Source organism: Rhodococcus sp. NPDC060090 (genome assembly GCF_042729855.1).
In the GTDB taxonomy this organism is placed as follows: domain Bacteria; phylum Actinomycetota; class Actinomycetes; order Mycobacteriales; family Mycobacteriaceae; genus Rhodococcus.
In genome coordinates, this window is the sequence record NZ_JBHWXB010000012.1 from 59,825 (window position 1) to 72,815 (window position 12,991).

Here is a 12,991-nt window from a genome sequence, read left to right on the forward strand (position 1 = left end):
TCCGCATGCTAAAGTCCCCGCATGGCCCTGCTGAGCTTCACGGTGCGCAACCACAAAAGCATCCGGGACGAGATCACCATCGATCTTGCGCGTCCGTCACTGCGGACCCTCCGCCCCCGGAACGACGACTGGAGCTCTGTGACGTACCCGATTCTGGGAGTCTTCGGTGGCAATGCGACCGGTAAGTCCGCCGTGCTGGATGCACTCCGCTACACCTTTACGGCGATCCGTCTATCCGCCACCGTCTGGCAGGCGTCAAAGTCGATGCAACGGGTGCCATTCCAGCTGGACGGGACAGCGCGCACGTCATCGAGTACCTATGAGCTGGACTTCGTCCACGATGGGCGTCGGTATCTTTACGGCTTCGAGGTCGACTATGACGGCATCAAGCGTGAATGGTTACGCGACGTGCCCAGTTCACGGTGGCGTACGTTGCTAGAGCGAAATCGGGACGCAGACAAGTTCACGTTCCACCAGAGTCTGCGCGGGAAGATCGAAGTGACCGAGCGCGAGCTCGTACTCAGCCGGGCGCTACTATTGCGCGATTCACCCTTGCACTCTTTGGCCCGTGGTTTAGTTTCTGGCTTTGACTGCGTGCTTGTGAAGGACTCTCACCGCGAGGCGCGCCTATCAAGCATCGCGGACTCACTTGCAGAAGGAAGCATCACCTTCTTTGACCTCGAAGCCCTACTCCAAGTTGCCGATATCGGTGTCGTTAAGGTCAGCATCGAGGAGACTAACATCCCCGAGCACGTACGCCGTGCGCTCCACCGACTCCGACGCGAGCTACGCGAGGACGAGAAGGACAAGCCCAGTGAGACGAGCGCCGATGATGACGATGGCGAACTCAGCGACCTGGATGATGACGAGCTCGCCCAGGTGGTGCGGCATCTGGTCTTCACCCACCGCGGCGCTACCGACGACTGCCCCGAATTTTCCGTTCAAGACGAAAGTGACGGGACAATCGCCTGGCTCGCCATCGCCGTGCCAGCGTTGGAAGCGTTACGCGGAGGAGGACTGCTCCTCGTCGACGAGATCGATGCAAGCCTGCATCCCCATCTGCTCGAAGTGCTGCTGAGCGCGTTTGCGGATCCACTGGTTAACACCCGTGGCGCGCAGCTCATCTTCACGAGCCATGAGTCGTACGTCCTCTCGCCACTAAGCGAGGTGAACTTAGAGCCCGAGCAAGTCTGGTTTACGGATAAGTCTTATGAGGGTGTCACCGAGCTAACCTGTCTCGCCGACTTCCCGAGGCACCCCGACGCAAATGTTGCACGGCGCTACCTCACCGGGCGATATGGCGGTACCCCACGGCTTTCGCCAAGCACGCTGGCTGCACTCGTTAGTTCTGAGGAGATCTGAGGGTGGCACCACGCAAGTCAGGTAGGCGCACCAATCGTCCCAAGAGACAGCCTGTCCGGCGCATCCTTGTAGTTACCGAAGGAACGCGGACGGAGCCTCAATACGTCGAGGGATTGAATCGTTACTTGCGCAGCACAGGCACGACTGCTGTCGTGAAGCCAGTCCCCGTCGGCAGGGATCCAAGAACGGTCGTCCGGAAAGCCATCGAAGTCCGAGACAAAGCGGTGAAGGATGAGAAAGGCTACGACGTCTGTCTCTGCCTAGTCGACGTCGACGAACATGAGACATTGTCAGCTGCCTGTCAGCTCGCCGCTCGCGAGTCGATCCTGTTACTCGTCTCGAACCTGAAGTTCGAGGCTTGGTTGCGATGGCATGTTGAGGACAAACGATCTCCCCTGAGTAGTTCGCAGCTCGACGAGCTCACCACGAAGCTCGGGCTGATCACGAAAAAGATACTTTCACCGTCATTCCCATTCCACGCTGTACACGAAGCCTGCGAGACCGCTCGCCGAGCGGATCCTGATCTGGAGGCCGGGCGGATCGGCCCCGATCCCTCATCGGCGATGCCGATCCTCGTCGATCTCATGCTTGGGCGGTGAGCAGGGAAGCTCGTCGATGCCCGCCAAGAGACCATGGTTATTTCGACGGGCAACCGCTGTGAGCTTCGATTGAAGGGAGCTATTGGGGGGATTGATCATTCGTTTCAGCGCGTACTCATAATTCTGCCAGCCGTGTTATCTCGACACGATGTGCCAAGGGCCCGCACGCATTTCACCGCACAGCTGGCCAGGCTTGACCCAAAAACCGTCCGGCGCCACGCTTCTGCCCGCACCGCATCACAAATCAGTATTGCTGCAGCTTGAGCAATTGATCGACCACCTAAGTTAGTGTTGAATCAGTTGAAGGACGCTCCGATAAACGCCTCGTTCTGTTGTCGTGGTGGCCGATCTTCGGAGCCTGGGCAGGCACCACCGAGGGACCGGCCACCACACCGAAGAACGACCGGGTGGTGAGTCCGGCCCTCGTTGTCCTCGGCAGTCTCTTCTAGGTCCGCACGTACCCCTTCGTATCGTCGGACCACTCCCAAACGTGACCGTCATATGGGGGTAGCCGTAGCATTTGCCGAAAATCGGGCGGATATGGCGTAGTGCCCGGTCGGTGATCCGCTCGGCCTGTTGGGTCGAAACGATCGTCTGTCTCGCCACCGGCTCCTGGCGGGCGCGGCGTATCCGCCCAGCTCGCCGACGATCCGATTCGGGCCAGAACTCGTGTGGGACGTAAGGGCCCGCAACCCAAGGTTGTCAGGAAGTGCAAAGTAGCGGGATCCTGACGACAGGCTGGTGAATTCTCAGGCTCGTGGTGCAGCACTGCTGACGATGCGGTGGATGGTGGAGCGGCCGACGCTGTATTCCTCGGCCAGGTCCGCCAGGCTCGCGTCGTCGGCGGGGTCGTGGTAGCGGCGGTGGATTGTTTTCCGTGCCGTGAGAGGAAGTTTCGGCTGCTTGCCCTTGAGCCTGCCTTTCGCGCGGGCCTTGGCCATGCCCTCGCGGGTGCGTAGGTGGTTGAGGTTGGCCTCGAATTCGGCGACCATGGCCAAGGTTTGCAGGAAGAGCTTGCCGAACGGGTCGTTCCAGTCGTAGATCGAGCTCCCGAGTCCGAACAGCACCTCGCGCTCGCGCAGTTCGGTCAGGGTCTGGCCTGCTTCGGCCATGTTGCGTGCGAATCGGTCGAACTTCGGCGTGGTCAGCACTACCTGTCGCCCGTCGATGGCCGCCGCGGCGGAGGTGACGGCGGCGAGTGCGTTGTCGAGCCCGGCCCGGTTCTTGCGGGTGGTCCCGGAGAACCCTTTGTCGATGAAGATCCGCTCACGCGGCACTCCGAGCGCCAATAGCTGCTCGGTTTGGATCTCGACGTCTTGTTCGTCGGTGGAGCAGCGGCAGTATCCGACGCGGAACGGCTCACCCATGCCGAAAGTGTTCCAGATAGCGGGGGCTGACCGGCACAGTCAGCGGAACACCTCTACGGAACACCGGTGAGCTGGGCCGACGTTGGCTCTGCGTGGTGTTCCGGTGGCCGATCCGGTTACGGAACAGGTCAGGGGGTGTTATCGGTGTGTGGGGGTGTGTTGTGGGTGAGGGCGTGCTGGTGGGCGGTCCGCAGGATGGCCTCGGTGGGAGTGGTGCCGCGTAGCTGGTAGGCGTCGGGTCCGAGCCGGTCGAGGTCCGCCCCGAGCTCACGTGCGTCGATGGGGTGGCGGGCGCAGATGATCAGGAGCCGGGCGTGGGTGGCGTGGGCGAGTTCGGCGGCGTGGTCGACCACACGGTAGGAGCGGTCGGATCCGTCGGTGTCGACGATGATCGTGCGATAGGCCGTCATGACGGGCGTCTTTCACGAGAAGGGAGCGTGTTTTGCGGGGGAAATGGTCGAGATGTATCGGCGGCGTGGTGCGCGGCCGGGGGCCAGTACTGCCAGCACGATCGCCCCGACGGTGGTGAGGGCGGCCAGGGCGAGCGCGGCCTGGCCGCTGCCGTGCACGAACGCGGCCTTGGCGAACTCGGCCAGCGGTGCGGCCACCGGTCCGGCCTGGTCGGCGACCTGCAGCGCCGCGGCCAGGGAATCGGCGACCGGGCCGCGGGCGGGCTCGGGCAACTGGGGCAGGGCGGGCTGGATGCGGTGGGTGTAGCCGGCGGCCAGCACGCTGCCGGCCACGGCGATCCCGATCGCGGCGCCGATCTCGCGGGCGGCGTCGTTGACCGCGGCGGCGACCCCGTGTTTGGCCTCGGGGGTGTCGGCGACGATGGCATAGGTCGCCGGCGCGGTGCACAATCCCAGGCCCGCGCTCATGATCAGCAGCGGCCACAGCAGGTCGAGGTAGTGCGCGGCGAGTGTCAGCCGGCTCACCAGCACCAGCCCGGCGGCGATGGTGAGCAGGCCGGCCACGGTCATCACCCGTAACCCGACCAGGCTCGACAGCCACGGCGCGATCACCGAGATCACGACCAGCGGCACCACCATCGGCGCCAACGCCAGCGCCGAGGCCAGCGGCCCGTAACCGAAGACCAGCTGCAGGTACTGCACAAGCAGCAGGAATACCCCGAAGGTGACCAGGAACTGGATGGTCACCGACAGCGACCCGGCACCGAAACCACGGCGGGCGAACAACCGCACATCCAGCAGCGGCGCCGCCGAGCGCAGCTCGACGACCACGAAGGCCGCCGTCGCGGCCACGCCGACCCCGGCGGCGGCGGCGACGAGCGGGTCGGCCCAGCCGCGCGCGGGGAACTCGATCACGGCGAACACGATCGCCGCGACAGCGACCGCCACCGCCACCGCGCCCACCCAGTCCACCTGCGGATGCTCGCGCTGGCGGGACTCGGCGATGGTGCACGCCAACCCCGCCAGCACCGCCCCGGCCACGGTCAACCCTACGAACACCGATAGCCACGACCATCGTTCGAGCAGCACCCCGGCACCGAGAATCCCCAGTATCGCCCCGGATCCGGCGACCCCGGCCCATATCCCCACCGCCCGGCCGCGATGAGCGGGGGCGAACCCTGCAGTGAGGATCGACAGCGTCGAGGGCATCACCAGCGCGGCGCCTGCCCCGGCCAGCGCGCGCGTCGCGATCAACCAGGCCGGGTCGGACAGCAGCAGCGGCAGCGCCGAGGCGGCGGCGAACACCACCAACCCCACCACCAGCACCACGCGGCGCCCGTAACGGTCACCGACGGCGCCGGCGGGCAGCACCAGACACGCCAGCACCAGCGTGTAGCCGTCGACGATCCAGGTCAGCTGGGCTTGGGTGGCCCCGGTCGCAAGCGCGATCTGCGGCAACGCCGAATACAACGCCGCCATCGCCGCGACCACCAGCGCCACCGCCAGGCACGACACCGCCAGCATCCACCACTGGGCCCTGGTCCAGCGGGCGATCTCGACAGTGTCCGTTCCGGGTGTGGCCACCGGCACCTCCCCGACTTTGAAGACCAACGGTATCTGTACGAGACCATTCGTATCATAGTGGTTGGGGGGTGGGATAGAGTTCACCCATATCAAGAGTTCAACGACACGAATTCGGAGGAAGGCGCGTCCATGACCGACTCAGGCCCGGCGGCGACCGACCCGCTCGCCGCGGACGACGAGCAGGCCGATCCGCGACTGGCGCGCTCACGCAACCGGTTGCTCGACGCGGCCACCCATCTGCTGTCCACCGGCGGTGTCGAGGCGGTCACCGTCGAGGCGGTCACCCGCGTGTCGAAGGTCGCCCGCGCCACCCTCTACCGGCACTTCGGCAGCACCACCCAGCTGCTCGCGGCGACTTTCGAACGACTACTTCCCCAGGTCGACACACCGACCGGCACCGGGCCCGTGCGTGAGCGGCTCCTGGCGCTGCTCGCCAGCCAGGCCGACCTCATCGAACAGGCTCCGGTGCAGATGACCACCCTGGCCTGGCTGGCGATGGGTTCCATCGGCGAGGACCACCCCGACCCGGCCGCGGTCACCTCGCTGCGCGCGCGCGTCATCGAGCAGTACCGCCACCCGTTCGACCAGATCCTCACCAGTCCCGAGGCCCGCGCGATGCTCGGCGAGCTCGACACCACCTTCGCCATCATCGAACTCCTCGGCCCGATCGTGTTCGCCCGTCTCACCGGATTACGCAGCATCGACCACGACGACTGCACCCGGCTCGTCGACAACTTCCTCACCGCCCACCGAACACCCACGCCAGCAGACACCGCTATCGACATCGCCACGCCGTAACCACGGGCCCCGGTTCCGCGCGGTCAGAACAAGGTGTCGCGCACCCGCAGCGGCCGGTACCCGGTCGGGCCCAGCTGGGCCAGCTCGGCGTCGATGTCGACCTCGATCGCGCCGAAGAAGTTGATGTTGGCACTGTGGGCCGGGCTGATGTGGGCCAGGACCTCGTCATCGATACGCTGCCCGGTCCGGCGCATCTGCTCGACAGCGAACCCGTAATACTCTGTGGTCCAGGCGATCACAGCGTTGGTCGTCAAGGTCAGGCACCAGGCCTGCTCGGTCTGGTCCTCGAGGTGGCGCGCCCGGATCATCCCCTCATGGGCATAGAGCAGGTCGCGGCGCAGCGCGTGCAGCGACTCGCCCTTGTTGAGCTGCCGCGAGATCTTGCGCCGGTAGTCCGGATCGGAGAGGTATCTCGCGGCGTAAATGGTGCGCCGCAGCGCCCCGTACTCCTTGAGCGCCGCGGCCAGGGTGTTCTGCCGCCCCGACGCCGACAGCTTGCCGACCAACAGCGACGCGGTGGCGTGCCCGAACTTCAGCGATCCGGCCAACCGCAGCAGATCGTCCCAGTGCTCGGCGATCAAACCCAGGTTGGCCTTGCGGGTCATCAGCGGGCCCGCGTGCGGGAACCGGGCCTCGGCCTCGGCGCGCGGGCCCGGCCGGTACAGGGTGATCCGCCCCAGATCCCGGATCCGTGGCGAGAGCTGCATCCCGAGCAGGTCGAACAACCCGAAGTTGACCAGGGTGACCCCGTGGGTGTCGGTGGCGTGCTCGGTGATCGGCAGATCGGTGGCGTTGCCCAGGATCTCATCGAGCACGTAGTGGGCTTCGCGTTTGGTCGCCACGATGACCTTGGTGCCGTAGGTGGCGTGGGTGTCGCTGACATGGGTGTAGGTCGACAGGCCCTCGCTGGCGAAATAGCGGCTCAACGGCCGCGCCGTGGTCGACTTACCGCGCGTCGGGAAACGCTGCCCGTCGCTCGACGACAGTGTTCCGGCGCCGAACACCGCGGTCAGCGGCAGCCGCTGGTGGTAGCCGACCAGTACCAGGTTGGCCGCGCGCAGGGTCTCCTCGCGCACATACCACTCGTCGGTCCAGGCCAGGATGTCGTAGGTGATTCCGCACGCCTCGGCCATCCGGGTCAACCCCAGGTTCGTCGAGTGCGCCAGCAGTACCGCGATCAGGTTGCGTTTGAGCTCCGGCGTCCGGGTGGCCTGACCGCCGGCGTGGGTGAAGCAGTCCAGGTAGCCGGTGCGTTTGTCCAGCTCGATCAGCAGCGACACGATCGGCGCGAACGGCAGCATTTCGGTCAGCTCGGCCTTGAGCGTGATCGCCTCGGCGGGAACATCTTCCGCGCTCAGCGGCGAGATCACCAGATCCCCGCCCTCGTCCAGCCGGACCGGGCCGTCCCCGCCGGCCAGCACCTCCTCCAGCTCACCGAGAGCGTCGTGCAGTTCGGCGACCACGGTGGCCAGCGCGACGCCAGGATCGGCGGATCGCCCGACCAGGCCGCAGAACTCAACGCGTTGCGGTTCCCACTGCCCGGTGGTGAGCAGGTAGGCGGCCGGGTCGGCGTAACGGCGCGAGCCCGGCACGAACACATCCCCGCTGCGCAACCCGTCACGCAATCCGAGCAGCACACACAACTCCCAGTAGTGCCGATACGCGGTCGCGCTGCCGGATTTGCGGGCCTCGTCGAGGTAGCCGCGCCACTTCATCGGCACGAACCCGGTCGGGGCGTCATCGAAGACCTTGCGCCGCCCGGTCGCGTTCAACTCGCGCAGCATGTTCACCGCGATCAGCAACTCGGTCGCGGCGGTACCGCCGCAGAAGCGCACCGCTTCGAGCACCGCGGGGGTGAACTGACGCAGGTAGTTGTAGGAGGAATCCAACGCCGCCAGATGCCCGTGATCACGCGGCAACCTGGGCTTGGCCTGGGCGATCGCCGCGCGCAGGCGCTCCCACCCGATCTTCTCGCCGCGGATCAGCGCACCGATCTCCTCATCCGGAACGCCGGGGTCGGTGACGATTTCCAACAGATCGTCCAGCAGCGCCTGACGGTCCTCTCCAGTCTTTCCTCGTTCGGCCAGCCGCTGCTGCATCTTCCGTTCGGCAGCACCGAATTTCACCGAGATCGCCTGATCGAACAACGCCACGACCTCATCGAGGACATCGGTGCCGGACTGGGCCAGCACCGTGAGCAGGATCGGATACCGGCGTTGCGGATCCCGACGTTGCAGCGCTTGCGGACTCAGGCGCCGGCCCATCGTGGCCAAAAACCGGCGCCGCTCGGCGGGCAGCACCGACATATCCAGCCGATCAGCGCCCAACCCGCGCAGGAAACCCAGCTTGTCGACCTCGGCGCGGACCGCGGCCGCCGAGGCCTCCACCGGCCCGGTCGACAGCCACCGCAACCGCGAGATCCCCAGCGAAGCGTCGGTGACAAGCAAGCCGTCCAACTCCGCGCACCGCGCCGCAGTGAACTCGTGAGCGAGCCGGTCATAGGTTTCGGTCTGGGCCTGGTGGCGGGCGTGGGCGACCCGCTCGACCACGGTGACCGGGCCTGGCCGGATCACCTTCGCCGAGATCAGATACTCACACGCCAGCCGGAACAGCAGAGTCGGGGAATCGTGCTCCATCGCCCGCGCGAGCAGGAACTCATCGAGCTCCTTGAACTCGAGCGCACCGACCGCACGCCATCCCAGGTACCGCGCGGCCAGGCGCACATGCTCGGTGCGGGTCTTGGCTCGCCTGCCGTAGGCACCGATCACCACCGGATCCAACCGCAACTGCTCGGCGACACGAGCCACCGCCACCGGCGGAGCCGTGACCAGCCGATCCGGCACGAATCCCAGCCACGGCAGCGTACACAACGCGATCGCCAAGCCCAGCCGCTCGGCTGGGCCCCGGCCCCGGCCCGGATCCACGAACGCCAGATCCGCAGGCGTCAGCGTGAAGTACCGGAACAGCTCCTCGCGGCTGATCTCCGGGAATCCCCGCAGTCGTTCCAACTCCTCGTCCGCGAACATCCGCGTCGCCACGACCTCAGCCTCCACCAGCACCGACCAACATCATCATCGGCAGTCAAGCACCAACCAGTCGACAGTGCATGCCGAACTCGAAACCCCGTGCCCACCAGTCGGATACGCCAAATCCGCCCGATTTCCGGCGGATGCTACGGCTACCCCATATGAGACCGGCCCGAACTCGTCGTCAGGATCGACCGGTTCAGCCTCGCCGGAGTCGATCAGATCGACTATCCGCGCAGCGTCGATCACCGCAGACCCCGCTCCGGTAGCCGAGTCCGGGAGCGATCCGCTCGCGGCGACCGCCGCCGCGATCGGTGTCGGTCGCGCCGCGATGTCCGACGCGATCCACTCCTGCACCCCGTCGAACAGCTTGACCTGCACTTTCGGCGGTTCACAGTTCCCGTCGATACAGTCCGCGAACTCCTCCGAGTTCGCCGCCAAACGCTGCAAAAGCGGCATATACACCTGGTAATGCCAGCTCCCCGGCGACCACGAATGCGTCGCCTCCTCGGCGAGCTGCTCGTAGGCCACCTTGTGCGCAGACATCGCCGCAGTGAGCTCCTCGACCATCTTCGGATGCCGGTACCAGCAGCCTTTGACCCGATCGGTCAGCCGATAGCAGCCGCGAAACCACTCCACCCAGTCGATCAGCTCGACCCACAACGCTTGCGCTTGCTCCTGGTCAAGATGCCGCCACGACAGCCGACCCGGCCGGTACCCGCTCACCCGATCACCACCTCACCCCTTGCGCACGACCACGCCCAATCAGGCAGCTCGCCCGTCTCGCAGATCCACTCGTAGACCTCCTGTGACTCGAGCACGCGCTTCTTCCAGTGCTCGATGTCCCACACCAGCGGCAGGTGGAGCAGGATCGGAGCCGATCCGCGATAGATCATCAACGCCTGATCGGCGGGCATCCCCCGAATCTCGGAGTCGGCCATCACCTTCCTTTGCCGGGGAGCCTGCTTCGGTGACCACCACTCCTCGCGCTCGCCCGTCAGCCGGGAAATTTGCTCGAGTTCGTTCACGTCACCGAGGCCGGGCAGAACGATCCGCACCGGCGAGTTCGTCGTGAACATCTTCCCCGCGCTCATACCCCACCGCCGGATGTTCTGTTCCTGACCGTGAGAGAACGCCCAGATCGAGATACCCCGCCCCCCGGAGTCGGTGATCTTGTCCGGCAGATCCGGGATCGGAGCGACGTTGTTGACCTCATCGAGCACCAGCCGCACCGGAGGATCGAACCGCTCATCCGGGAATTCCCGCGAAATCTCTTTGGCCAGGTAATACACCTCGGATGCCAGTGCCGAGACGATCGGCGCGCTCGAACCGGACGAGCCCTCCGAAAGCAGATACAGCGTCCCACCGTCGCGGATCAACTGCTCGATGTTGACCGACTCCGCTGCCGTGACATTGACTGCCGCCATCAACTTCGGCGAGGCCAACGGGTCGAGCAGCGTCGAGACCGTCGACATCACATCATCGACCGAATCGGAGCCGGACCCGCCGAGCTGGGAGTACTCCACGCTCCACGTCGGCAGATCCCGGTCCAGAATCTCCTTGACCTTCGGCACCTGCCGTTGCATCGCCCACCGGTAGAACACCGTCACATCACCACCGGACACCGCAGCCGCATACAGACAACACCGCAGATACTTCGCCGCGTTCGCCGAGAAATAGCCGCCGTTCTTGGTATCTCCGAGCGGAACAGCCTGCACCAACGCATCCGCACGCCGAATCGCAGTGTCCGGGTCACCGCAGCCGGCCAGAAGAGACCACCGCATCGGCGTCGGCCACCGCGTGATGCCCTCCGGGTCGAACACCTCGACCGGCCCGACCGCCAACCGCTGCCCAACCGAGGACCACAACAGATCCGGCTTTGTCGTCGTGGCCAGCACGAACCCGACCGACTCGACGATCCGTTGCCAAGCCAAACGCCAGCTCTTACCCGACCCGGTCGGCCCCTCCACCAGCGCGCCGTCCCGGTACTGGGTGAATACCTCGGCATCGGTGCTGTGCTCGCCGTAGAGCGTGCCGACCCGTGTCGCCACCACGTGCGCGTCGAGCTTGCGGGCCGGTGTATCACTCAGGCTCGGCCGATTCGCCTTGGCCGCCTTGACCGCGCTCTTGCGATCCAACCCCCGCCGCCGCAGCTCCGCCGGGTCCGCGAACCCTTGCTGTCGGCGACGTGTGGCGCGTTGACGTGCGGAGATCTCGCCGACGATCATCACCACCGCGGTCATGTAGAGCAACATCGCCACGATCAGACATACCCATGTTGCGGTCGCCGAGCCAGGCCGATCGCCTTCCGGCCAGCCCACGGTCGGATCCCCCGGGGTGAGGATCAACGCCCGCATCACCGCCAGCGACCCGTAGAGCCCCTCCGGCCACACCAGGCCCGCGCCGGTGACCACCCCGGCGGCTGCGCCGCCGACGTACACCGTCCACAAAACCCCACCCACCAGCGCCACTACCGGGCCGGTCCCGACCGGGATCACCGGCCGAGCCGGCCTCATCTCTGGATGTTCGGTCACTGCGCCGCCCCCACCAGATCAGCGATCGCTTCTGGCTCGAGCATGTCGGGCAGACGGATCTGCTCAACCAGCGTGGTCGACTCGCCGCGAATGACCTCATCGGTGTCGGTCAGCGCAATCTCGAGCGGGGATCGTTCGTGCTTCATCAGCATCGGATCGGACTTGCCCATCACCACGAGGCACTGGCCCTTGTGCATCGACATCAGCAGATCAACGCAGTATTCGGGCAGGTGATACATCCGCACCGTCTGCTCGGCATCATCGACGCGATCCTGCCCGTACAAGAACACGATGCCCGCTTCCTGCATCAACGCCCGCGCCGGGGAATCCGGAGGTAGGTCCGCGATGTGATGAAACGCCGAGACCGTCGAGAGTCCGAGACCGCGCGAGAGCTTCATATTGTCGCGGAAGACCTTGCCGGTCGACCCCTCGGCGATGTGCCAGCCCTCTTCGACAATCAACACCGTCTGCTTACGCTCCGACGACCGCGCAGCCAGCACATTCGACAGCCACGTATTGATGACGGTCATCACTACCCGCAGCGCCGGTCCCTTGTTCGGCAGCTCGGAGACGTCGAAGTGCACGAGCGGATGATCGAGCGCATTGCGAACATCGGCCGAGGTCGGTTGATCGACCAGCCCGCGTAGATCACCGTCGCAGAGCTGCCGCAGCGCCAAACCCGGATCACGTCCCCACCGGCGCGACTCTTCTGCCCACACCTGACCGAACGTCTCGGTCGCCTCGTCGGGAGTGGACAGCAACAGGTCGGCGACGTCGCGGAGAATCGGCTCGGTGCCGGTCTGACGCGCCCGTTCGTTGACCAGCCGCAACGCCAGGTTCAGCGCCGCGATCTCCGTTTGCACCAGCGTTCGCTGCATCGTGTCTTCGAGGACAGCGGCGATCAACACCTCCTGACCTGCGGGCACGATGCCGCCCGACGTGGTCACCGACGACGAAATCGCCGGGTCCATCAGATTCAGACGTGCCCCATCGCCGCCGGTCTTGAATTTGATCGACGGCACCCCGAGCGCTTTCGCCAGCTCGGTGTACTCGCCACCTCGATCGCCTTGACGCTTCTTGTCGATCACCACGACCTGTCGGCCCGCCGCGATCTGCCGCAGCCCGAGAGCGGTCTTGATCAGCGAGGACTTCGCCTTACCGATATCGCCGACCACCGCGACGTTGATGTTTTCGATCTCGCTGCCGTACAGGGCGAAAGGATCGGTAATGACCAGCGCATTCGACATCAGGTTCCGGCCGGAGACCAGCCCTTCATGGCGCACGTTCTTGCGGGTGGTCGCCAAATTCAGC

The 12,991-nt window shown here is 65.6% G+C and carries 10 protein-coding genes; 3 read left to right on the forward strand and 7 right to left on the reverse strand.

Annotation, left to right across the window (positions count from 1 at the left end; all coding sequences use genetic code 11):
* The first annotated feature begins 21 nt into the window (after nucleotides 1-21).
* Complete coding sequence (locus tag ACFWCF_RS17395; RefSeq protein ID WP_378563716.1) at nucleotides 22-1,362, forward strand: ATP/GTP-binding protein; 1,341 nt, start codon at nucleotides 22-24, stop codon at nucleotides 1,360-1,362.
* Nucleotides 1,363-1,364: 2 nt separating this feature from the next.
* The gene (locus ACFWCF_RS17400) at nucleotides 1,365-1,961 is read left to right on the forward strand and encodes an RloB family protein (RefSeq protein ID WP_378563719.1); all 597 of its coding nucleotides are present in this window, start codon (nucleotides 1,365-1,367) and stop codon (nucleotides 1,959-1,961) included.
* Nucleotides 1,962-2,710: 749 nt separating this feature from the next.
* Here ACFWCF_RS17400 and ACFWCF_RS17405 read toward each other — a convergent pair.
* The 3 genes from ACFWCF_RS17405 to ACFWCF_RS17415 form a co-directional block, all read right to left on the reverse strand.
* Nucleotides 2,711-3,328, reverse strand: a complete 618-nt coding sequence (locus tag ACFWCF_RS17405; protein ID WP_006553200.1) for a recombinase family protein — start codon at nucleotides 3,326-3,328, stop codon at nucleotides 2,711-2,713.
* Nucleotides 3,329-3,456: 128 nt separating this feature from the next.
* Complete coding sequence (locus ACFWCF_RS17410) at nucleotides 3,457-3,738, reverse strand: universal stress protein (protein ID WP_225623914.1); 282 nt, start codon at nucleotides 3,736-3,738, stop codon at nucleotides 3,457-3,459.
* 12 nt (nucleotides 3,739-3,750) lie between these two features.
* Nucleotides 3,751-5,262 carry an MFS transporter gene (locus ACFWCF_RS17415; RefSeq protein WP_096824222.1) on the reverse strand — a complete coding sequence of 504 codons (1,512 nt, stop codon included), beginning with the start codon at nucleotides 5,260-5,262 and terminating at the stop codon, nucleotides 3,751-3,753.
* Nucleotides 5,263-5,451: 189 nt separating this feature from the next.
* On the opposite strand from ACFWCF_RS17415, the gene ACFWCF_RS17420 reads away from it, so the two are divergent.
* Nucleotides 5,452-6,120 carry a TetR/AcrR family transcriptional regulator gene (locus ACFWCF_RS17420; RefSeq protein WP_039583585.1) on the forward strand — a complete coding sequence of 223 codons (669 nt, stop codon included), beginning with the start codon at nucleotides 5,452-5,454 and terminating at the stop codon, nucleotides 6,118-6,120.
* Nucleotides 6,121-6,143: 23 nt separating this feature from the next.
* On the opposite strand, the gene ACFWCF_RS17425 is transcribed toward ACFWCF_RS17420, so the two are convergent.
* From ACFWCF_RS17425 to ACFWCF_RS17440, 4 genes are read right to left on the reverse strand one after another with little or no spacing between them, the layout of a single operon-like run.
* Complete coding sequence (locus ACFWCF_RS17425) at nucleotides 6,144-9,158, reverse strand: Tn3 family transposase (RefSeq protein WP_039583599.1); 3,015 nt, start codon at nucleotides 9,156-9,158, stop codon at nucleotides 6,144-6,146.
* A gap of 33 nt (nucleotides 9,159-9,191) precedes the next feature.
* Entirely contained in the window at nucleotides 9,192-9,872 is a 681-nt protein-coding gene (locus ACFWCF_RS17430; RefSeq protein ID WP_378563722.1) for a hypothetical protein, read from the reverse strand.
* Entirely contained in the window at nucleotides 9,869-11,680 is a 1,812-nt protein-coding gene (locus ACFWCF_RS17435) for a type IV secretory system conjugative DNA transfer family protein (protein ID WP_378563725.1), read from the reverse strand. Before ACFWCF_RS17435 ends, ACFWCF_RS17430 begins: the two co-directional genes overlap by 4 nt.
* The gene (locus ACFWCF_RS17440; RefSeq protein ID WP_378563728.1) at nucleotides 11,677-12,984 is read right to left on the reverse strand and encodes an ATP/GTP-binding protein; all 1,308 of its coding nucleotides are present in this window, start codon (nucleotides 12,982-12,984) and stop codon (nucleotides 11,677-11,679) included. The genes ACFWCF_RS17435 and ACFWCF_RS17440 overlap by 4 nt, the downstream gene beginning before the upstream one ends.
* Nucleotides 12,985-12,991 lie beyond the last annotated feature (7 nt).

Excerpts from the sequence above, each read along its gene's own strand:
- ACFWCF_RS17395 (WP_378563716.1), top strand. The coding sequence starts at position 22 with ATGGCCCTGCTGAGCTTCACGGTGCGCAACCACAAAAGCATCCGGGAC.
- ACFWCF_RS17415 (WP_096824222.1), bottom strand. The coding sequence starts at position 5,262 with ATGCTGGCGGTGTCGTGCCTGGCGGTGGCGCTGGTGGTCGCGGCGATG.
- ACFWCF_RS17405 (WP_006553200.1), bottom strand. The coding sequence starts at position 3,328 with ATGGGTGAGCCGTTCCGCGTCGGATACTGCCGCTGCTCCACCGACGAA.
- ACFWCF_RS17410 (WP_225623914.1), bottom strand. The coding sequence starts at position 3,738 with ATGACGGCCTATCGCACGATCATCGTCGACACCGACGGATCCGACCGC.
- ACFWCF_RS17420 (WP_039583585.1), top strand. The coding sequence starts at position 5,452 with ATGACCGACTCAGGCCCGGCGGCGACCGACCCGCTCGCCGCGGACGAC.